General features: G+C 71.0%; 21 protein-coding genes and 1 pseudogene. 16 read left to right on the top strand and 6 right to left on the bottom strand.

The annotated features are described in order from the left end of the window. Nucleotides 1-43: 43 nt before the first annotated feature. Complete coding sequence (locus BCY76_RS11135; protein ID WP_237090110.1) at nucleotides 44-322, bottom strand: cory-CC-star protein; 279 nt, start codon at nucleotides 320-322, stop codon at nucleotides 44-46. Beyond that, entirely contained in the window at nucleotides 319-2,037 is a 1,719-nt protein-coding gene (locus BCY76_RS11130) for a carbon starvation CstA family protein (RefSeq protein ID WP_070162570.1), read from the bottom strand. The genes BCY76_RS11135 and BCY76_RS11130 overlap by 4 nt, the downstream gene beginning before the upstream one ends. Before the next feature lie 265 nt (nucleotides 2,038-2,302). Between BCY76_RS11130 and BCY76_RS11125 the strand changes: the two genes are divergently transcribed. The 4 genes from BCY76_RS11125 (at nucleotide 2,303) to BCY76_RS11110 (ending at nucleotide 6,071) form a co-directional block, all read left to right on the top strand. Then, the gene (locus tag BCY76_RS11125; protein WP_083277803.1) at nucleotides 2,303-3,784 is read left to right on the top strand and encodes a cytochrome P450; all 1,482 of its coding nucleotides are present in this window, start codon (nucleotides 2,303-2,305) and stop codon (nucleotides 3,782-3,784) included. Nucleotides 3,785-3,826: 42 nt separating this feature from the next. Further along, nucleotides 3,827-4,585, top strand: a complete 759-nt coding sequence (locus BCY76_RS11120) for a GNAT family N-acetyltransferase (RefSeq protein ID WP_070162572.1) — start codon at nucleotides 3,827-3,829, stop codon at nucleotides 4,583-4,585. A 137-nt stretch (nucleotides 4,586-4,722) separates the two neighbouring features. Continuing rightward, nucleotides 4,723-5,709 carry a DNA glycosylase AlkZ-like family protein gene (locus BCY76_RS11115; protein ID WP_139827751.1) on the top strand — a complete coding sequence of 329 codons (987 nt, stop codon included), beginning with the start codon at nucleotides 4,723-4,725 and terminating at the stop codon, nucleotides 5,707-5,709. Between the two features lie 8 nt (nucleotides 5,710-5,717). After that, nucleotides 5,718-6,071 carry a DNA glycosylase AlkZ-like family protein gene (locus BCY76_RS11110; RefSeq protein WP_085437688.1) on the top strand — a complete coding sequence of 118 codons (354 nt, stop codon included), beginning with the start codon at nucleotides 5,718-5,720 and terminating at the stop codon, nucleotides 6,069-6,071. 196 nt (nucleotides 6,072-6,267) lie between these two features. On the opposite strand, the gene BCY76_RS11105 is transcribed toward BCY76_RS11110, so the two are convergent. Next, the gene (locus tag BCY76_RS11105; RefSeq protein WP_237090109.1) at nucleotides 6,268-6,825 is read right to left on the bottom strand and encodes a GNAT family N-acetyltransferase; all 558 of its coding nucleotides are present in this window, start codon (nucleotides 6,823-6,825) and stop codon (nucleotides 6,268-6,270) included. A gap of 84 nt (nucleotides 6,826-6,909) precedes the next feature. On the opposite strand from BCY76_RS11105, the gene BCY76_RS11100 reads away from it, so the two are divergent. The 8 genes from BCY76_RS11100 (at nucleotide 6,910) to BCY76_RS11070 (ending at nucleotide 14,407) form a co-directional block, all read left to right on the top strand. Continuing rightward, nucleotides 6,910-7,872: a F510_1955 family glycosylhydrolase gene (locus tag BCY76_RS11100; protein ID WP_070162576.1), complete on the top strand. Its 963-nt coding sequence runs from the start codon at nucleotides 6,910-6,912 to the stop codon at nucleotides 7,870-7,872. A 70-nt stretch (nucleotides 7,873-7,942) separates the two neighbouring features. Then, entirely contained in the window at nucleotides 7,943-8,086 is a 144-nt protein-coding gene (locus BCY76_RS18150) for a hypothetical protein (protein WP_170922671.1), read from the top strand. 145 nt (nucleotides 8,087-8,231) lie between these two features. Beyond that, nucleotides 8,232-8,711: an inorganic diphosphatase gene (gene ppa / locus BCY76_RS11095; protein WP_070162589.1), complete on the top strand. Its 480-nt coding sequence runs from the start codon at nucleotides 8,232-8,234 to the stop codon at nucleotides 8,709-8,711. Between the two features lie 272 nt (nucleotides 8,712-8,983). Beyond that, nucleotides 8,984-10,087 (top strand): zinc-dependent metalloprotease, encoded by a 1,104-nt coding sequence (locus BCY76_RS11090; RefSeq protein ID WP_336582165.1) that lies wholly within the window; start codon nucleotides 8,984-8,986, stop codon nucleotides 10,085-10,087. Nucleotides 10,088-10,431: 344 nt separating this feature from the next. After that, nucleotides 10,432-11,106 (top strand): tRNA lysidine(34) synthetase, encoded by a 675-nt coding sequence (locus BCY76_RS11085; protein ID WP_237090108.1) that lies wholly within the window; start codon nucleotides 10,432-10,434, stop codon nucleotides 11,104-11,106. An 85-nt stretch (nucleotides 11,107-11,191) separates the two neighbouring features. Next, the gene (gene hpt, locus BCY76_RS11080) at nucleotides 11,192-11,743 is read left to right on the top strand and encodes a hypoxanthine phosphoribosyltransferase (protein WP_070159109.1); all 552 of its coding nucleotides are present in this window, start codon (nucleotides 11,192-11,194) and stop codon (nucleotides 11,741-11,743) included. A gap of 188 nt (nucleotides 11,744-11,931) precedes the next feature. Beyond that, complete coding sequence (locus BCY76_RS11075; RefSeq protein ID WP_170922670.1) at nucleotides 11,932-12,567, top strand: GntR family transcriptional regulator; 636 nt, start codon at nucleotides 11,932-11,934, stop codon at nucleotides 12,565-12,567. A gap of 358 nt (nucleotides 12,568-12,925) precedes the next feature. Further along, nucleotides 12,926-14,407 (top strand): 2-hydroxycarboxylate transporter family protein, encoded by a 1,482-nt coding sequence (locus BCY76_RS11070; RefSeq protein ID WP_170922669.1) that lies wholly within the window; start codon nucleotides 12,926-12,928, stop codon nucleotides 14,405-14,407. A 66-nt stretch (nucleotides 14,408-14,473) separates the two neighbouring features. On the opposite strand, the gene BCY76_RS18145 is transcribed toward BCY76_RS11070, so the two are convergent. Further along, nucleotides 14,474-14,770: a hypothetical protein gene (locus BCY76_RS18145; RefSeq protein WP_170922668.1), complete on the bottom strand. Its 297-nt coding sequence runs from the start codon at nucleotides 14,768-14,770 to the stop codon at nucleotides 14,474-14,476. Nucleotides 14,771-14,780: 10 nt separating this feature from the next. Here BCY76_RS18145 and BCY76_RS19395 point away from each other — a divergent pair. From BCY76_RS19395 to BCY76_RS11055, 4 genes and pseudogenes are all read left to right on the top strand, one after another. Continuing rightward, nucleotides 14,781-15,546: pseudogene (locus BCY76_RS19395) on the top strand (FecCD family ABC transporter permease); the annotation flags it as partial. A gap of 86 nt (nucleotides 15,547-15,632) precedes the next feature. After that, nucleotides 15,633-15,755 (top strand): hypothetical protein, encoded by a 123-nt coding sequence (locus BCY76_RS19960; RefSeq protein ID WP_272896840.1) that lies wholly within the window; start codon nucleotides 15,633-15,635, stop codon nucleotides 15,753-15,755. Next, nucleotides 15,752-16,564, top strand: coding sequence for an ABC transporter ATP-binding protein (locus BCY76_RS11060; RefSeq protein WP_085437682.1), 813 nt, complete (start codon nucleotides 15,752-15,754; stop codon nucleotides 16,562-16,564). The genes BCY76_RS19960 and BCY76_RS11060 overlap by 4 nt, the downstream gene beginning before the upstream one ends. Before the next feature lie 153 nt (nucleotides 16,565-16,717). Further along, nucleotides 16,718-17,656: an ABC transporter substrate-binding protein gene (locus tag BCY76_RS11055; protein WP_201791119.1), complete on the top strand. Its 939-nt coding sequence runs from the start codon at nucleotides 16,718-16,720 to the stop codon at nucleotides 17,654-17,656. Between the two features lie 37 nt (nucleotides 17,657-17,693). Here the strand turns inward: BCY76_RS11055 and BCY76_RS11050 are convergent, their stop codons facing one another. Next, nucleotides 17,694-18,593, bottom strand: coding sequence for an ATP-binding cassette domain-containing protein (locus BCY76_RS11050; protein ID WP_139827750.1), 900 nt, complete (start codon nucleotides 18,591-18,593; stop codon nucleotides 17,694-17,696). Beyond that, the coding region (locus BCY76_RS11045; RefSeq protein ID WP_272896839.1) for an ABC transporter transmembrane domain-containing protein at nucleotides 18,536-19,524 on the bottom strand (989 nt) is incomplete at its 5' end. The genes BCY76_RS11045 and BCY76_RS11050, both read right to left, overlap by 58 nt.

Raw genomic sequence — 19,524 nt, 5'->3', positions numbered from 1 at the left:
TCAGGGCTGTGCGGTCAGGGGTGCAGGGCGAGCCGCGGTCCGATCAGCAGCAGGCCAGCTGCTCCTCGAACGGGGAGCGGTCCATCCCCATCCGCAGATGCCACTGGTGCATCCGGTCCAGCATCTCCGGCAGCAGCTCCAACGTGGTGCCGGAGGCAGGGTTGGGCACGCCCAGCGCCTCGGAGAGTACCAGCATCATGAACAGGTCCTCCTCGTCGCGCTGGGCGCGCGCGAACGTGCGCCGGTACGGGGCCACGTAGAACTCCCGCAGCCCCGCTTCGACCCCGCGCAGCCGGGCCCGCAGCCCCGCCAGGAGCGTCACCGGTCCAGCGGCAGCCGCTGCTCGGGGGTGAGAGCGACGTCGTCCTCCGGCTCCCTCTCCCCGCGGCGTGCCTGCCCCATGGCGATGACGGCCTCGACCAGCACCCACAGGGCCGCCACGATGATCACCACGTCCAGGGTGAACAGCAGCCACTCGCCGTCGGCGAAGAGGTCGAACAGCTGCACCAGCGCCGCGTAGATCGTCATGGCCAGCACGAAGACCGCCGGGACCAGCACCGGCAGGAACGGGCGGCCCTTCCGGATCAGGATCACGGTCAGGATGGTCAGCGTCAGGCCGGCGAGCAGCTGGTTGGTGGTGCCGAACAGCGGCCAGATGGTCAGGCCGCCCGCGCCGTCCGCGCCCTGGGAGAACGTCAGCGCCGCGCAGATGACGATGACGATCGCCGTCGCCGGGCCCGTGCCGATCCGCACTCCGGCGATCTGCCCGATCTCCTGCACCACGAATCGCTTCAGGCGCACCCCGGTGTCCAAGGTGGTGGCGGCGAAGAGCACCGTCATCGTGGCCAGGATGGTGGCGGACAGACCGGCCGGCAGGCCCAGTCCGGAGTTGATGATGGAGGCCCCACCCTCCACGAAGGCGGGAACGCCGCCGGCGCCGAAGGACTCGTAGACCTCCTCCCACTGAGCGATGGTCTGGAAGCCCGCCGTGGTGGCGATGATCGCCCCCAGGGCCAGCAGACCCTCGCCGACCGCGCCGAAGTAGCCCACGAACCGGGCGTCGGTCTCGCGGTCCAGCTGCTTGGCGCTGGTGCCGGAGGAGACGATCCCATGGAACCCGGAGATCGCCCCGCAGGCGATGGTGACGAACAGCAGCGGCACGATGCCCGGCGTCCCCTCAGGGACATGCTGGTTGTAGGCCGGGGCGACCACCGTGGGGGTGGCCAGCAGCACGGCGCCGTAGATGATGCCCAGGCCGATGAACAGCTGGATGCCGTTGATGAAGTCCCGCGGCTGCAGCAGCACCCACACGGGCAGCAGCGAGGCGATGGCCGCGTAGACGAACAGCAGCACGATCCACTGGCCCTCCGGGGCCAGGCCCATGAACTGTTCGGGCAGCTCCACCGGGTAGCGGTCCCCGACGAGGATCAGCCCGTAGAGCGCGACGACGCCCACCGAGCTGATCGCCACGAGGTTCCAGCGCAGCCGGTAGATCGCCTGCCCCACCAGCAGGGCGACGATGAGCGCGCCCCAGGTGGGGATCACTGCCGTGGGCTGGGAGACCAGCAGGCCGGAGATCACCACGGCGAACGCGGCGATGACCATCAGCAGCAGCAGGAAGATGACCACCAGGAACAGGTTGCGCCCCCGGTTGCCGATGTAGGTGCCGGACAGCGCCCCCATGGAGCGGCCCTTGTTGCGGGCCGAGGCCCACAGGGCGCCGAAGTCGTGCATGCCGGCGATGAACACGGTGCCGATGGTCACCCACAGGAAGGCGGGCAGCCAGCCCCAGATCACCGCGACCGCCGGACCCACGATGGGTGCCGCTCCGGCCACGGAGGTGAAGTGGTGGCCCCACAGGACATACCTGTTGGTGGGGAGGAAGTCCACGCCGTCGCGGAACTCATGCGACGGCGTCTTGAACTCCGCATTGAGCTTGTAGACCTTCTTGGCCAGGAACCTGGAGTACAGGAAGTACCCGGCCAGCATCATCGTCACACCGATGACGGCCAGGATGAGTGCATTGGGCCCGTCCATGATCTCCCTACTCTCTCTCGGGCAGGCTCCACACTGAGCCCCCGGGACACGATGCCAGTGATGCCTGACATGCTACTCGCGTGAGACCCCCGTCACGGTGACCTCAGGCCGCAGGGCCTGTCCTGAGGCGCTGACTCGATCTACCCTGGCTGAGGAGGAGGGACGCCGCCCCGGCCCCGCCGGGGCGAGGAGGCGCCGAACGCCTGGAGCGCGGCGCCGCATGCCGGAGACCGACCCCGAGACACCCCTGTGAGAGGTGCCTGACATGACCCAGCATCCCCCTGTCCCCGAGAAGCGGTCGTCCGAGGCTCATACCCCGGGGCCTCGAACCATCGGGACCCCGCCGACCCCCAGCTCGGTGCAGAACCCGCTGCCGCGCGCGACGCCGGCCGAGACGCTGCAGATCCTCGCCGAGGTGCTCACCCCCATGGCGGCGAAGGGGCCGATCACGCGACGGCCCGGCGTCGTGGCCGCCGTCGAACGGCTCGACCTGGAGGGCCGTGCGGTGCGCCGGGTGCAGGCGCTGGCGGAGAAGTACGGCCGAGGACCTCTGCTGGTGCCGCTGCCCGGCCGGCCGCTGGCGCTGGTGCTGGACCCGGAGCATGTGCACCGGATCCTGGACCGCACCCCGGAGCCGTTCGCCGCCGCGGAGACCCTCAAGCGCCATGCCTTGCAGCACTTCCAGCCGGGGGTCTCACTGATCTCCCACGGCGGGGACCGGGCGGTGCGGCGTCGGCTCAACGAAGCGGTCCTCGAACCGGAGCATCCGGTGCATCGGATGGCGGAGTCCTTCCTTCCTGTGGTCCACCAAGAGGCCGACCAGATGCTCGCCGAGGCCGACGACGACGGCGGCGCCCTCGACTGGGAGCGGTTCAGCAGCGCGTGGTTCCGGATCGTGCGGCGGCTGGTGCTCGGTGACTTCGCCCGCGACGACGAGGAGCTGACCACGCTGCTGGACGAGCTGCGTGAGCGCGGGAACCTCGCCTTCCTGCGTCCGGTGGACGACGAGGCTCGGGAAGACTTCCTGGACCGGATCCGCGACGCGTTGGACCGTGCCGAGCCCGGCAGCCTGGCCGCCGTCATGGCGCAGGCCCAGGAGCAGGACGCGGACGGGGCCCTGGATGCCGACGGCGGCCGACCGGAGCACCAGGTGCCGCAGTGGCTCTTCGCCTTCGACCCCGCCGGCATGGCCACGTTCCGGGCGCTGGCGCTGCTGGCCTCGCATCCGGCGCGGCTGCGCAGCGTGCGCCTGCAGGCCGAGGACGAATCCGGCGGGGGAGTGGCCCGACTGGAGCTGCTCCGCGCCACGGTGCTGGAGGCTCTGCGCCTGTGGCCCACCACCCCGCTGATCCTGCGCGAGACCACCATGGAGGTGGAGTTCGAGCACGGGATCATGCCCGCCGGCGTCTCGGTGCTGATCTTCGCGCCCTACTTCCACCGTGACGAGCGGAACCTGGACTTCGCCCACCGCTTCGCCCCGGAGGTCTGGGAGGAGGGGCTGCGTCGGGACGCGCAGGGAGACCCGCAGCGGGACGCCGACGGGGAGGCCTGGCCGCTGATGCCGTTCAGCCTGGGGACGGGCATCTGTCCGGGGCGGCAGCTGGTGCTGCTGGTGACCTCCAGCCTGCTGGCCCGGGTGCTGGAGAGCCGCGAAGTGGACCTGCTCTCGCACAGCCTGGGGCGGGAGAAGGAGATGCCGTCCCTGCTGGACCCCTATCGGCTGAGGTTCCGGCTCTCTGAGCGGTGATGCTGGACGGTGAGGCTGAGCGGTGAGGCAGGATGGGGGGGGATGTCTCGCTTCAGCATCCGCTCCGATGACTCCGCCCAGTCCCTGGAGGAGATCTGGCCCCCGTTCGGGCTCCGCATCGACACCCCGCGGCTCGCCCTGCGCGTGATCCGGGAGACCGACTTCCCGGACTACGTGGCCGCCGCGACCTCCGGTGTGACGCGGACCGAACGGAACCCCTTCGCGCATGCCTGGAACGAGAAGTCGCCCGAGGAGCTGGTGCGTGCGTCGCTGCCCTGGCTGTGGTCCAGTCGGGAGAAGATCGGGCCGACGTCCTGGCTGCTGATGCTGGGCGTGTTCCTCAAGCCCGAGGCCGCCGCTGACGACGGCGCTGACGGCGCCCCTGCCGCTGACGGTGCCGCCGGCGTCGTGCGTGACGGGGAGCGGCTGATCGGCATGCAGGACTGCGGCGCTGAGCACTGGCCGGTGCTGCGGACCGTCACGTCCGGCAGCTGGCTGCGCGCCGATGCGCAGGGGAACGGCTACGGCCGGGAGATGCGCGCCGGCATGCTGCTCTGGGCGTTCGACCACTTCGGGGCCGAGTACGCGGCCTCCGGGGCCTATGAGTGGAACGAGCGCTCGCGGCGGGTGTCGCTCGGGCTCGGCTACCAGGTGGTGGGACGCAGCCGCGTGCCGGACGCCCACGCGGAGCAGGCGCAGTGGCATGACGACTACCGGCTGCCGGCCGCCGATCTGGTGCGCCCGGACTGGGAGGTCCAGGTCCAGGGGTCGGACCGGCTGCGGGCGTTCTTCGACGGCTGAGCCGTGCGCAGAGGATCGGGCGCGCCGTGCGCAGAAGATCGTCTCTCCATGAGAGATCGCCGCTCTATGTCGAGACGATCTCTCACAGAGGGACGATCTGTGGCGGATGTGGCAGAGGGATGCGGCAGGATGAGGATGTGCAGACATCCAGTGACTCGTCCGTCCGGACCTCTCCCGCCCCGCGGCCCGTGCGCGCACCGGCGACGTCGGCCCGCCCGGTCAGCGTCTCCCGGGACTGGGTGCGTCGCGCCGTCGTGGCCGCGCAGCGGATCCCTCCCGTCGACGGCGCCGACGCCGGCCTGCGGGACAGCGGCTTCGCCACCGATGCCGCCGACGTGCTGCGGGACATCGGCCTGATCCAACTCGACCCACTGATGCGGGTCTCCACCGCCCAGCGGCTCACCTGCCTGACCCGTCTGCCCCGCACGCACCGGGCCGACGACGTCGACGGCTCCCTGTGGCCACAGGGACGTGTGGCCGCCTTCGAGTCCTTCACCAAGGTGGCCTGCGTCTTTCCGATCGAGGACTGGCCGTTGCTGCGGCTGCGGAGAGAGCGTCAGGCCGCCGGGCATCGTCGGGAGATGCCGGTCGCGATGGTGGAGCAGATCCGCCAGGTCGTCTCCGAGGCGGGGCGCGGCGTGCAGATCGGCGCCATCGAGTCGCAGGTGGGCGACGGTGAGCGGACCACCGGTTGGAACTGGACGCAGGTCAAGGTCGTCGCCGAGCTGATGGTCCGCACCGGGGAGCTGGTGATCACCGCCCGGGACGGCACCACCCGGCTGTTCGACCTCCCCCAGCGGGCTCTGCCCGCCCAGGTGCGGGAGGCCGCGGAGCTGCCCGATGACGAGCTGCGTGCCGCCCTGGCCCGCCGTGCCGCAGCCAACCTGGCGGTGATGACCCGGGCGGACTTCGCCCACCACTACCACCTCACCGCCGAGGACGCTGCGGCTGGCATCGCGCTCGCTGGGCTCGTACCCCTGGAGGTCGAGGAGGTCGAGGGGTGGGATGCCCGGCACGAGGCGTACTGCCTGCCGGAGCTTCTCGACGGTGAGCTGCCCGACCCCACGGCCCAGGGCGTGCTGCCTGGACCGGCCGCGCATGCCGCGCACACCGCCGTCGAGTAGGTGACGGCGTGGGCGGGGCCCGTCAGCAGTGGGGCGTACCGCGGGAGGCGCGGCTCATCGGCCCCTTCGACCCGCTGCTGCGTGACCGTGGCCGGGCGCGCCGGGTGTTCGGCTTCGACTACCTCTTCGAGGCCTATGTCCCGCGGGCGAAGCGGGTGTACGGGCACTATGTGATGGGCGTGCTCTCCGGCGGGAGGATGATCGGCCGGGTGGACATCCAGCGGGTGGGCGCTGAGCTGCGCATCAACGGGGCGTTCCCGGAGTCCGGCGTGCCGCGTCGGGTCCTGCTGCCGCGGGTCCGCGGCGCTGGGAAGACGCTGGCTCGGCAGCTGGTCGCGGAGCTGGTGATGCCGGACTCGTGATGCCGGGCTCGTGATACCTAGTGGGTGATGCGGCCGAGGCTTCAGGCGGGGCTCCGGACGGGGCTCCGGGCTCTCCGCCCTGGCCGAGTTGGTCGGACGTTGTGGAAACTCGAGTCGATCGAGCCGAGTTGTGGATATCTGGGACCCATTCGGCGGCACATACGGCGCCGCGCGTGAGGACTTAGAGCGTGAGGGCTCAGAGCGTGAGCGTGAACAGCTCGCAGGTGGTGTCGTAGTAGCGGTCGGTGGTGCCCTGGTGGACCATCCCGATCCGTGCGGCGACCCGCTGTGAGGCCAGATTTCGCGGATGGGTCACCGCGACCACCTCCGTGAGCCCGTGGCGCCGGGCGTGGGCCAGCAGGGCGCGCGCCGCCTCGGTGGCGTAGCCGTGGCCCCAGGCGTCGGGGTGCAGGTGCCAGCCGATCTCGGTGTCCTGGGCGAGGCCTGCCTGGGCGCGGGTGTCGGCCAGGCGGACGGACCAGGGGATGGGCTTGAGCAGGGCGAACCCGAGCGGCCGTCGGCCTTCCACCGTCTCGACCAGCCAGATCCCTGCCGCTCGTCCGGCTGCGGCCCGGTACCGGTGGATGCGGGCCAGGGCCTGCTCCTGGGTGGTCTCCACCCAGTCGGTGGTGCCGATGAACTCGGTCACCTCCGGGCGGGCGTACAGGTCCTGGACGAATGCGGCGTCGTCCTCCGTCACGGCGCGCAGTCGCAGTCGCGTGCTCAGCAGTGTCGGCAGGTCCGGGGGTGTCACCACTCCAGCGTAGCGCGCATCACATCTACTACACTGCGTAGAAATTCCATGCCGTTGTCGTCGCACCCCATCGAATGAGGACCCATGCCCGCGCAGCTTCAGCCCGCACGATCTTCCGCCCGCGCCCTGCGATGGGCTGGAGCGGGGATCCTGATCGCTCTGATCCTCGCCGTCGTGCTGATCTCGGTGCTGGGTGGCGGCGATGATGCTCCCGAAGACGACGCTCCCGAGGGCGGCGCCCCCGGCGGCGACATGGCCGGGCACGACGCCGATGCCGACGAGGCGTCAGAGGCCCGGATGGAGCACATCCACGGCCTGGGGGTCGACCCGTCAGACGGTGCGCTGCTGATCGCCACCCACTATGGGCTCTTCCGGATGGGTGACGCCGCCCCGGAGCGGGTCTCCGAGGTCCAGGACTTCATGGGCTTCACCGTGGTGGACGAGGATCGGCTGCTGGCCTCCGGCCATCCGGGCCAGGGGCAGGACGCGCCGTCGAACCTGGGGCTCATCGAATCCACCGACGGCGGCGCCACCTGGGAGGAGGTCTCCCTCGGCGGGGAGGCGGACTTCCATGGGCTCGACGCCGTGGGGGAGCGCGTCTACGGGGTGGACTCCACCAGCGGCGGCCAGCTGATGGTCAGCGACGACGGCGGCGAGACTTGGGAGTCCCCGGACGTTCCCGCGATGGCCGGCGTCGCCGTGGACCCCCGCGACCCGGACACCCTGCTGGTCACGACCCCGGATGGGCCGATGCTCAGCACCGACGGCGGGCAGAGCGTCACGGCCCTGGAGGATGCTCCGCTGCTGCTGATCGCCGACTGGGCCGCCGACGGCACCCTCTATGCCCTGGACCCGGCCGCGGGGCTGCACCGCAGCGACGACGACGGCGCCACCTGGGACGAGGTTCCAGGGTCCGCGGAGCTGCCGGAGGGCTACCCGGAGGCGGTCCATGGCGTGGACGCGGATGAGCTGTGGGTGGCCGTCGAGGGGGCCGTGCTGCACAGCACCGACGGCGGAGAGAGCTTCGAGACCGTCCACGCCGAGTGAGCCGAGCGTCTCACGGGATAGGGTCATAGGAGACCTGAGCGACGTCGAGGGGAAAGCGGAGTCTCGTGTGATGGACGACCGAAACCGAGACCGCCGCCTGCCGGACATGGGAGGCAACGGCGGACGCCCCATGTTCGCCGACCCGAAGACGATCCTGCTCGGCGGCGTGATCCTGGCTGTGGTGCTCGCCGTCTCCCTGATCATCAGTTCCTGACCCCATCCTGGTGAGAGGGTGCGTTTCGGCCGGGCGGCGCGAGGGCTGCAGGTGCCGGCGTCGTCGTGCGCGCACCCCGCCCCGGTGATCTGTGTACGCTGGCTTCGAGCAATCCACGTCTTTCCCAAGGAGGCCCCCTGTGTCGCTGACCCGCGATGTGACCATCGAGATCCCCGCCGGCTCCCGGGTGAAGTACGAGATCGACCACGAGACCCACCGTCTCCGCCTCGACCGCGTGCTGTTCACCCCGATGCAGTACCCGACCCACTACGGCTACTTCGACGACACCCTCGGTGAGGACGGCGACCCGCTGGACGCCCTGGTCTACATCCCCGGCGTCGACCTGATCCCCGGCGTGGTCGTGGAGGCCCGCCCGATCGGGGTGCTGAACATGACCGACGACGGCGGCGGCGACGCCAAGCTGGTCTGCGTCCCCGACGACAAGCGCTTCGACCACATCCAGGAGCTGGAGGACCTCGGCGAGTTCCTCAAGGAGGAGATCGAGCACTTCTTCACCCGCTACAAGGACCTCGAGCCCGGCAAGTGGGTCAAGATCGAGGGCTGGGAGGGCCGCGAGGCCGCCGAGGCGGAGCTGCAGCGGTCCATCGAGCGCTACGGCAAGTGACCCCGGCGCACTGACCCCGGCTCAGCCGAGCTGATCCGCCGCCCTCCCGAGGCGGTCCACACGACGACGTCGTCGTCGCCTGCCCCAGGCGGCGCGCCGTCGTCGGGCGCGGGGAGCAGCTGCGGCACCGCCGACGCCCAGCCACCTGTGGTGTGATGGATCCATGGAGCACACTGCCGCTGAGTCCTCTCCCGCCGACCTGCTCATCGCCTGGGACGTCGCCGAACGGTCCGCCGCACGGCTGGTGCCCCCTGGGCCGCGGCTGGGCGCCCGTGAGGCGGCAGCCGAGGTGCGCCGCGCTGCGCCGAGCGGCATGGGAGAGCGTGGAGCACGTCCACCGGATCACCGAGCTGGAGGCGGCGGCCGGCCTGGGCGCCGGCTCCGAAGCGGGCAACTCGGACACGTTCATCGTGGACCGCGCCACCTGGGCCAAGGCCAACGCCGCCTCGTTCCGGCGACTGCTCACGCCCGCTCTGGAGGAGGCGGTGGCGGCGAAGCCGGAGATGCTGCGTCCCGGCAGCACCAGCCAGGTCCTCGGCTCCGGTGTGGCCGGCTCTGAGCTGGGGGCAGTGCTGGGCTTCCTCTCCGCCAATGTGCTGGGCCAGTTCGACCCCTTCGCCCCCGACGGCGGCCGGCTCATGCTGGTGGCCCCCAATGTGGTGATGATCCGGCAGGAGCTGCACCTGGAGCCCGAGGACTTCCGTCTGTGGGTGTGCCTGCACGAGCAGACCCACCGGGTGCAGTTCGCCGCCGCGCCCTGGCTGCCGGAGCATCTGCTCGGGCTGATCGGGACGCTCTCCAGCTCCACCCTGGGGGCGGCGGACTCGATGGGCGAGCGGCTGGCCGAGGCGCTGCGCCACCTGAAGGAGGAGCTGCAGCGCGGCCGTGCCGCGGCCGGGACGCAGGATGACGGTGCGGGACACGACGGTGCGGGTGCTGACGGGGACTCCGACGACGAGGGCCCCGGACCGCAGCGCAACCGACTCATCGAACTCATCGGCAGCGAGGAGGCCCGCGAGGCGTACTCGCAGATCACCGCCGTGATGAGCCTGCTCGAAGGCCACGCCAACCACGTCATGGACGCCGTCGACTCCTCCATCGTGCCCTCGGTGAAGACCATCCGTCGGCGGTTCCAGGAGCGCGGCAAGCACCGCAGCGTCCTGGAGCGCTGGGTGCGTCGGCTGCTGCAGCTGGACGTGAAGGCCCGCCAGTACACCGACGGGCAGCGCTTCGTCGGCCACGTGGTGGAGGCTGTCGGCATGGCCCGGTTCAATCAGATCTGGACCAGCGCCGAGCACCTGCCCACGGAGGAGGAGCTGCACGACCCCGACCGTTGGATCACCCGCATGGGATTCGACGCCGACTCCGAGGGCTGAGATGGCCGCGCTGCCCCCGGTGGTCGGTGCGGCCCGCCGCGCCGTCGCAGAGATGCTGGACCCCGACCGGCCGAACCTGGTCGCCTGCTCCGGCGGGGCCGACTCGTTGGCGCTCGCGGTGGCCGCAGCGCACCCCCACCGTCGCGGGGACGCGACCGTGGGCGCAGAACGTCGTGGACCACCGGCTGCACCCGGACAGCGCGGCGGTCACCGCCGCCGCAGTGGACCAGCTGCGCGGGCTGGGCCTGGAGCCCGTGCTGAGCTGACGTCGACGTCGACCCGGACTCTCCGCAGGGCCCGGAGCCGCCGCCCGGAGGGCCCGCTACGAGGCCTTCTCCCGGGCGATGGCCCAGACCGGCGCGTCACGGGTGTTGCTGGCGCACACCCGTGACGATCAGGCCGAGCAGGTGCTGCTGGGGCTGGCCCGCGGCTCGGGCACCCGATCGTTGGCGGGCATGCCCGCGGTGCGCGGCCCCTTTCGGCGTCCCCTGCTGGGGCTCGGTCGGGAGGACACCGAGGCGATCTGCCGGTGGGCCTCGCTGACCCCGTGGCAGGACCCCGCGAACAGCGACCCCCAGCTGCTGCGCTCCCGGGTGCGCACCGAGATCCTCCCGCTGCTGGAGGAACGGCTGACGCCCGGGGTGCGCCAGGCCCTGGCACGCACGGCGCAGATCGCGGCCGAGGACGCCGACCTGCTGGACGCCCAGGCCCAGGATCTCTTCTCCCAGCTGATGGAGGACCCCGACGACGTGGGCCGGCTGCGCCTGCCGCTGGACCGGCTGGCGGAAGCCCCTGCGGCGCTGCGGCGGCGAGTGATCGCGCTGGCCGTGGTGGCCGCCGGCGGGGCGGCGCCGTCCTTCGAGAGGCTGAGGGCGGTGGAGTCCCTGCTGGCCCGGCAGGGGTCGGCGGGGCCCATCCAGCTGGAGGGGCACGTCGCGGCCCACCGGGGCACGCACGATTCGCCCGACTATGGAAAACTGGTCCTCGTTCCTCGGGGTGCCGCCGCGCCGGAGTCCTGAGGGCCCGGCACTGCGCCGGAGAAGCCTACTGCCGTCCGGGCGCATCGCCCGGCACCTGCCCAGACTGAGGAGCGCATCAGCACTCATGGACGCCCAGGACGTCACTGCAGACCTGACCGAGGTCCTCTACACCAAGGAAGAGATCGACGCGCGCGTCAAGGAGCTCGCCGCGCAGATCGATCGGGACTACGAGGGCAAGGACATCTTGCTCGTGGGTGTGCTGAAGGGGGCGTGCATGGTCATGGCCGACCTGTCGCGCGCCCTGACCAGCCACGTCACCATGGACTGGATGGCGGTGTCCTCCTACGGGTCCGGCACCAAGTCCTCCGGTGTCGTCCGCATCCTCAAGGACCTCGATGCCGACCTGATGGGCCGTCATGTGCTCATCGCCGAGGACATCATCGACTCCGGACTCACCCTGTCCTGGCTGAAGTCCAACCTGGAGTCCCGCGGGCCGGCCTCGGTGGAGATCTGCACCCTGCTGCGCAAGCCGGAGGCTGTGAAGGTGGACATCGACGTCAAGTACGTGGGCATGGACATTCCCAACAAGTTCGTGGTCGGCTACGGCCTGGACTTCGCAGAGAAGTACCGCAACCTGGACTGCGTGGGCATCCTGGCCCCGCACGTCTATCAGTGACGCGCTGAGCCTGGGGCTGCGAGCCCGTAGACTGGCAGGCGGATCACGCCGCACCACGGGTCCCTCCGGGCGGCTGCCGGCTGCGGCGTGATGCGCATTCTGCTGTCGAACGGGTGAGGTGAGCTGTGGCGTCGTCGGAGACGCGGTCGCCCGGCTCCGGGTCCGGCCTGGGAGTCGGATCAGGCTCGGTGCGGCCGGTCAGCAAGGCGGCCGCGGCCTATGCCTCGTTGCGCAAGAGCATCCGGGTCGGTGACCTGGAGCCTGGGGAGCGGGTCACCCTCAAGCGGCTCTCCGAGCATCTGGGGATGAGCCTGACGCCGGTGCGGGAAGCGCTGAGCCGGCTCGAGTCCGAGGGGTTCGTGGTCCACGACCCCCACCGAGGGACCTCCATCGCCGAACTGACGCCGGCACGCATCGAGCAGGTGTACCGGCTGCGGGGCGTCTTGGAGCCGATGGCCGTCCGTCTGGCGGGAGAGCGGGCGACGCCGGCCGACATCGACCGGCTGCGGGAACTCGTCCTCGCCTGCGACGAGGCCACCACCCCGCTGGAGGTGGTGGAGAACAACGAGGATCTGCACCTGGCCATCTACCGGCTCAGCGGAGACTCCCTGCTGCTGGGGTTCATCGATCAGCTCTGGGCCGGCATGCCCTACCCCTCGTTGGGGCTCTACGGCTCCCAGTCCCGGGTGAGCCAGTCCTCCCAGGAGCATCACCGCATCGTGGAGGCGATGGCGGAGGGACGGCTCGACGACGCCGCAGAGACGATGCGCCTGCACATCGATCACGGCCGCGCGGCCGCCCTGAAGAACCTCGACGCGGACTGAGCGCCGGGGTCGGGGGCCGCCCGTGTCATGGGCTCCTTCCCGTGGCGCTCTCCCGTGGGTCCCTCCTGTTCCTCCTCACGTGACGTCCTCTCATTGAGGAGTCACTTTCCGGCACATCTCCCTCCAGGTGACGCGCGTCAGCCCCATGAGGTGCAGGGGAAAGTGACTCCTGGATGCGCATCGAGCCTCCGGATGCCCGTTCTGAGGGTGATTCCGCGCACTGTGTTGATATTTTATAAAGTGCAGACTAGTGTCATGGCCGTCACAGTGTGTGAGATGCATGACAGGAGCGCGCGAGCACGGCCATCCATCCGTGGGGCCGGGCTGCGGGAGCGCTCATGACGATGGGGAGACATCCATGGACCAGACGCCGCAGTCGACACGGCCGTCGACGCCGCAGTCGACACCGCTGACCTCCGATGAAGCTCAGGTCGGAGGTGCCGACGACCAGCGCCGCGAGTCGGCCGAGACCGCCGCGAGTGGGACCGCCGGTGCGGCCGCGAGCACCGCCGCGGACCGGCTTGCCGCCGAGTTCGCCCGTCCGGAGAGCTGGACTCGCATCATGGGGCTGCCCATCGGGTGGTTCGCCGTGCTCTTCGCCGTCGTGGCCGCCTGTGCCGCTCTGGGGGCGCTGCCGCCGACGATGCTCGGCGGCTTCGCGGTGGTCATCCTCATCGGGGCGCTGCTGAACTGGATCGGCGGCCGCGTGCCGGTGCTGCGCAACTACGGGCTGCCCACGGTGCTGTGCATCCTGACCCCGGCGGTGCTGCTGCATCTGGGCCTGTTCCCGACCTCCTTCGCCGAGACCATGGAGGTCTTCACCGACGGCGGTCAGATCGGGTTCATCGATCTCTACATCGCCAGCCTCATCGCCGGCTCGATCCTGGGGATGCCGCGGGCGCTGCTGCTCAAGGCCGGTGCGCGCATCGCGGTGCCGCTGCTGGGTACGATCATCGCGGTGTTCACCGTGATCGGGCTGGTCGGCACGGCCCTGGGCTTCGGCCTGCGGGAGTCCGTGCTGTTCATCGCCGCGCCGATCATCGGTGGAGGCGTCGGGGCCGGAGTGGTCCCGATGTCCGGGATCTATGCGGACCAGATGGGCGGCGACGCCGGCTCCTACGTGGCACAGCTGATCCCAGCGGTGATCATCGCCAACGTGCTGACCATCCTCTGCGCCGGCATCTTCAACGGCATCACCTATAAGGGCCAGCAGTTCTTCCTCGGCTTCAACGGCAACGGGCAGATCGTCCGCGTGCAGGGCCGGACGGACCAGTTCACGACCAAGCCGAAGGCGACTATGGGGGCCTTCCCGGTGCTCCTGGTGGGCCTGACCATGGCCTGCACGCTCTTCCTGCTGGGCACATTGGTGGCCGAGTTCGTCCCGGGCATCCATGCCTATGCCTGGACGATCCTGCTGGCGGCGCTGATCAAGATCTTCGGCCTGGTGCCTGAGGCGTTCGAGGATGCGGTCTCCACGTGGTTCGCCTTCGTCTCCTCCACGCTGACCCCGGCGCTGCTGGTGGGCATCTCCATCACCTACTTCGAGTTCGACGAGCTGGGCGCGCTGCTCTCCGACTGGCGCTATCCGGTGCTGGTGGCGCTCGCCGTCGTCGTCGCGATCCTCGTAGCGGGCACGCTCGGCTGGTTGGTGAAGATGTACTTCGCCGAGACCTCGGTGGCGATCGGCATGGGCATGACGGACATGGGAGGCACCGGGGACGTCGCCGTCGTCTCCGCGGCCAACCGGCTCGAGCTCATGCCCTTCCTGCAGGTGAGCTCGCGGATCGGCGGGGCCCTGGTGCTGCTGACGGTCTCGGTGCTCATCCCGTTCCTGAACTGAGGTTCTGCGTCTCGCTCGATGTCCGCGCCCGGCTCGGCAGTGTTGAGAATAATTCGCAACAGCGTACTATGGTGGAGTGACCCAGCGTCCTCCCATGCTCTCCGCCGATCTGCGCCGGGGCCCCGTGCCCTCCGCCGACGCCGGCCCCGCCCCCTCCGCCGAGGCTCCCTCCGTCGAGGCCGCCCTCGCCGTCGCCCCGGCGGCCGCCACGGGGGAGTACGTGGAGAACCACGCACTCAGCAGCACCGGCCGGCGGGTGGCCGCCACTCGCCGCTGGGTGCTGCGCTTCCAGCGCCTGATCGTGGCCCTGCTGCTGGGCGGCATCGTCGCCATCGTGCTGCTCTCGGTCTCCACCGGGCCCATCAGCCTGAGCATGAGTGATGCCGGGCGCCTGATCCTCGGGCATCTGATCCCCGGCATGCCGTGGATGAGTGACGGCACCTACACCGGCTTGGAGGATCAGGCGGTCTGGCACTTCCGGCTCCCCCGAGTCCTGCTGGCCCTGATCGGCGGCGCCGGCCTCGCGCTGGCAGGTGCCTCATGCAGGCGGTGGTGCGCAATCCGCTGGCCGAGCCCTACCTGCTCGGAGTCTCCTCCGGGGCGGGCCTGGGTGCGGTCGCCGTCATCTCCTTCGGCTCGGCGGCTCTGGGCGGGCTGTCGATCTCCCTGGCCGCCTTCGTGGGTGCTCTGGCGGCCACCGGCGCCGTGTTCCTCTGCGCCCGGCAGGACGGCGTGGTGGTCCCCACCCGGCTCATCCTCGCCGGGGTGGCGCTGGGCTCGCTGCTCAGCGCGGTCACCAGCTTCCTGACCCTGACCGGCGACGCCCACCAGGTCTTCTCCGTGATGTTCTTCCTGCTGGGCAGCCTCTCGGCGGCCTCCTTCGGCCAGCTGGTGCTGCCGACGATCGTGCTGGTGGGAGTGCTGGTCTTCGCCGCGCTCAACGCCCGGGGTCTGAACGCGCTGATGGCCGGGGATGAGACCGCCACAGCTCTGGGCGTCAACGTCCATGCCCTGCGACTCGGTTCCCTGGCGTTGGCCGCCCTGCTCACCGCCTCGGTGGTGGCGGTCTGCGGCGGCATCGGCTTCGTCGGCTGATCATCCCGCACACCGCCCGGCTGCTGGTGGGCTCGGACCACCGGTTGATGCTGCCGGTCGCAGTCCTCGGAGGCGCTCTGTTCCTGGCGGCCGCGGATCTGGCGCCCGCACCGCCGCCGCACCCACGGAGGTGCCCATCGGGATCTTCACCGCCGCCGTCGGGGCCCCGTTCTTCCTGTGGCTGCTGCGCCCCGGCCGCACTCGTGGGGGTCTGGCCGGCCTGCTGCGCCGCCGTCAGGTGGTGGACGCGTGAACCCCCGGCAGCATGGTCCGGGGGAGGGGCTCCGCTTCGACGGCGTCACCGTGGAGCGCGCCGGTCGCAGGCTGGTCGACGACGTCAGCTTCACCGCGCCGGCGGGCCAGGTCACCGCCCTGGTGGGCCCCAACGGCTCGGGGAAGTCCACCCTGCTGAAGACCGCCTACCGGCTCATCCGCCCCGACGCCGGCGCCGTGAGCCTCGACGGCGAGGACCTGTGGCAGCTGCCGCGGCGGCAGGTGGCCCGGCGGGTCGCCGTCATGGCGCAGGAGGCCCAGACCGTGGTGGACAGCGCCGGGATGGGCCAGTCCGTGCTGGACATCGTCCTGATGGCGCGCTCCGTGCACCATTCCGGCTTCAGCCCGGACACCGATGCCGACCTGGACGTCGTCGTGCGCAGCCTGGAGACCGCCCGCGCGGGGCACCTGGCGGACCGCGGCTTCGCGGAGCTCTCCGGCGGGGAGAAGCAGCGGGTGCTGCTGGCCCGGGCGCTTGCCCAGGGAGCCGGAACGCTGCTGCTGGACGAACCCACCAATCACCTCGACATCGCCTTCCAGATGGAGCTGCTGCACATCGTCCGGGAGCTGGGACGGACGGCGATCGTCGCCGTGCATGACCTCAACCTGGCACTGGCCTACTGCGACCACGCCGCCGTGCTCTCCTCCGGACGGCTGGTGGATCACGGGCCGGTGGAGCAGGTGCTGACCGCGGCGCAGGTGCGCACCGCCTTCGGGGTGCACGCCACCACCATGCGCCTCCCCGGCCGGGAACAGACGCGCCTGGCCTTCGAGCGCCTCGAGGCCTGAGCCCTGACACGGCCGTGATGCGACCTCGCAGCACGGCCCGACCACCCCTGATCGAAAGGACATCCATGCAGATGACGACGACCGCCCGCCCCCGGCGCCTCAGCCTCGCCGCGATCGCGGGCGCGATCCTGCTGCTGACCGCCTGCGACCGGGGTGCAGGACGCCTCCGACGATGCCGCCGGCGCTGACGACGGAGGCACGGCCGCCGTCGACGTCGCCCTGGAGAACTGCGGGCAGGAGCTGGAGTTCGAGGCCGCGCCGCAGCGGGCGGTCGGGATGAGTCCGGCGCAGACGGAGCTGCTGGTGCGGCTGGGGCTGGGGGACCAGGTGGTCGGTGTGGCGCAGACCTCCTCCTCGGAGCTGCCCGAGGACGTCAGCGCGCAGCTGGGGGCGGCGGAGGAGCTCAGCGATGACCTGCCGCCGTCGCGGGAGGTGCTGCTGCAGGTGGAGCCGGACTTCGTCTACGCCCCCACCAGCTATGAGTTCAGTGCGGATCAGGGCTTCGCCAGCATCGAGCAGCTCGACGAGGCCGGGGCGGCGTCCTACATCGCCACCGGCGGCTGCTTCGAGCGCCGCTCGGAGGGCACAGTGGAGGACCTGTTCACCGACATCGAGAACCTGGGAGAGATCTTCGCCGCCGAGGAGGCTGCGGAGGAACTCATCGAGGACGGCCGGGAGCGCCTGGAGGACGCCGCCGAGCTGAGTGAGGGCGCCGAGCCGCTGACCGTGGCGCAGGTCTACGTCGAAGGAGACACGCTCTCCGTGGTGGGCGGCGGTGTGGAGTACGACATCATCGCCCAGGCCGGCGGGGAGAACGTCTTCTCCCCAGATGAGGACCAGTTCGACTCCTTCGTCTTCGCCCAGATCAGCGCGGAGGAGCTGGCTTCCCGGGACCCGGAGGCGATCACCTTCGGCGTGGAGGACGCGGCACATGAAGAGGCCACCCGGGAGTATTTCGCGCAGAACCACCCGGAGGTCCAGGCGGTCCAGGAGGATCGGCTGATCCCGGTGCCGAACCACCACCTGTTCCCCGGCTCGCTGCAGAACATCGACGCCGTCGAGCGGGTGGCCGAGGGGCTGTACGGGGGCTGAGTGCGCCGGGGCGTGCCGGGTCCCCGATCGACGGCGCTCACAAAGCGATGATCCGATCCGAGCTCGCCACCGTGCTGGCTCGATGCGAGACCGTCAGCACGGTGCAGTCCAGGGAGCGGATCAGGGCGGTGATGTCGGCCTCCGACTCGGCATCGAGGCTGGCGGTGACCTCGTCGAGGATGAGCAGCGCGGGGCGCCGGGCCAGGGCGCGGGCCAGGCAGAGCCTGGCGCGCTGGCCGCCGGAGAGTCGCAGTCCGGTCTCGCCGAGCTCATCGTCCAGGCTGATCCACTCATCGGCTTCGACGGCGGCCAAGGCGTGGTGGAGGTCGGCTTTCGTCAGTGCCCCCTCCGGCGCCCCCAGACGCAGGTTCTGCGCCACGGTGCCGCGGAAGAGCCTCGACTCCTGGTCCACCACCGCCACCCGTGCGCGGAGCTCCTCCTCGGGAATCTTCTCAGGGCTCCGGCCCGACTCGGGGTCGTCGGCGCCGAACAGCACCGCCTCGCCTGCACTGGGGCGCCACAGCCCCGCCACCAGATTGATCAGCGTGGTCTTCCCGACGCCGGAGGGCCCGGTGATGGCCACATGCTCACCGGGTCGGACGGTGATCTCGGGGTAGCGCAGCTCCCCACGGCCGGGGTGGCGGTGTCTCAGCCCGCTGACCCGCACGCCCCAGGGGGCCGGAGCAGCGAGGGTGGGACCAGGGGTATGCAGTGCGGCGTCGTCGTGGTCGTGCCCCCGCGGCGTCGTGCTGGAGGCGGTCGTGTCGGGACCAGCCGGCCCGGCGTCGTCGAGCTGCGCGGCCACCCGCGCGGCGGAGGCCTGCAGCGGATGCAGCTTGCCCAGCGTGTCGGCGGCACCGATCAGCGGGGCCAGGCTCATCATCGCCAGGGTGACCGCCGCGGCCACCATCTCCGGGGCGACCGCTGACTCCGGCACGGCCGCGCGGCGCAGCCCCAGCTGAGCACCAGCAGCAGCGCGGTGACCGTGAGCAGGTCCCGGACGCCGGAGGCGAGGCTCTCCAGCAGCGCCGCGCGGCGCTCCTGGCGGCTGATCCGTGCGGTGCGTCGCGCGGACTCCTCGACGATCCTCCCGGCCAGCGAGAAGCTCAGCACGTCCCGGGCGTTGCCGAGGACATCGGTGAGGAACCGCGAGAGTCGATTCGTCTCCTCCTGCTGCGCCTGGCCAGCCCGGGTCATACGGCGTCGCAGGAACAGGCTGCTGGCCATCAGCACCGCCCCGAGCGCCAGCACCGCCGCGCCCATGGCGGCGTCCAGCAGCCACAGCGCCGCAGCACCTGCCCCGAAGGTCAGCACGGCCGAGGCCATCTGGGCGATGGTGTGGGCGTAGAAGAACTCCAGCTTCTCCAGGTCGGTCAGCGCCGTGGAGGCGGCGTCCCCGGAATGGGCCTGTCGGCCCTCCACCACACGGGCGGCATAGGAGTCGAACAGGTGCATCCGCAGCAGGTCCAGCACCCGGTAGGCCAGGGCATGGGACACATCCATCTCGTGCCAGGTCAGCAGCACTCGGACCACCACCGCCGCGCCCAGTCCCCACCAGAACCCCGACGGCGGCAGCTCCCCGAGCACCACGGCATGCCCCACACCCCAGGCCCCCATCACGGTGATCGCCATGAGCGCCAGCCATCCCGCCCAGGAGACCAGGCCGGTCCAGAGCATCGGCAGGACCATCGGCCGCAGCAGGCGCAGCAGCACCAGCAGGGGTCTGGCAGGGGCGCCGGGCTCTCCGGCGTGGTCCCCGGGGGTGTGGTCCTCGTGTGTCCGTGCGGCGTCGGGCGGTGGCTGCTCATGCGTCCTCCTCCTCTGGGGCCGTGGCTGGACCGGCGACGGCCGCGCGGGCAGCCGCGACG

Source organism: Nesterenkonia sp. PF2B19 (assembly GCF_001758425.2).
GTDB lineage: Bacteria > Actinomycetota > Actinomycetes > Actinomycetales > Micrococcaceae > Nesterenkonia > Nesterenkonia aethiopica.
The sequence above is the reverse complement of the archived record's forward strand: the minus strand, read 5'-3'. Positions and strand labels throughout refer to the sequence as shown.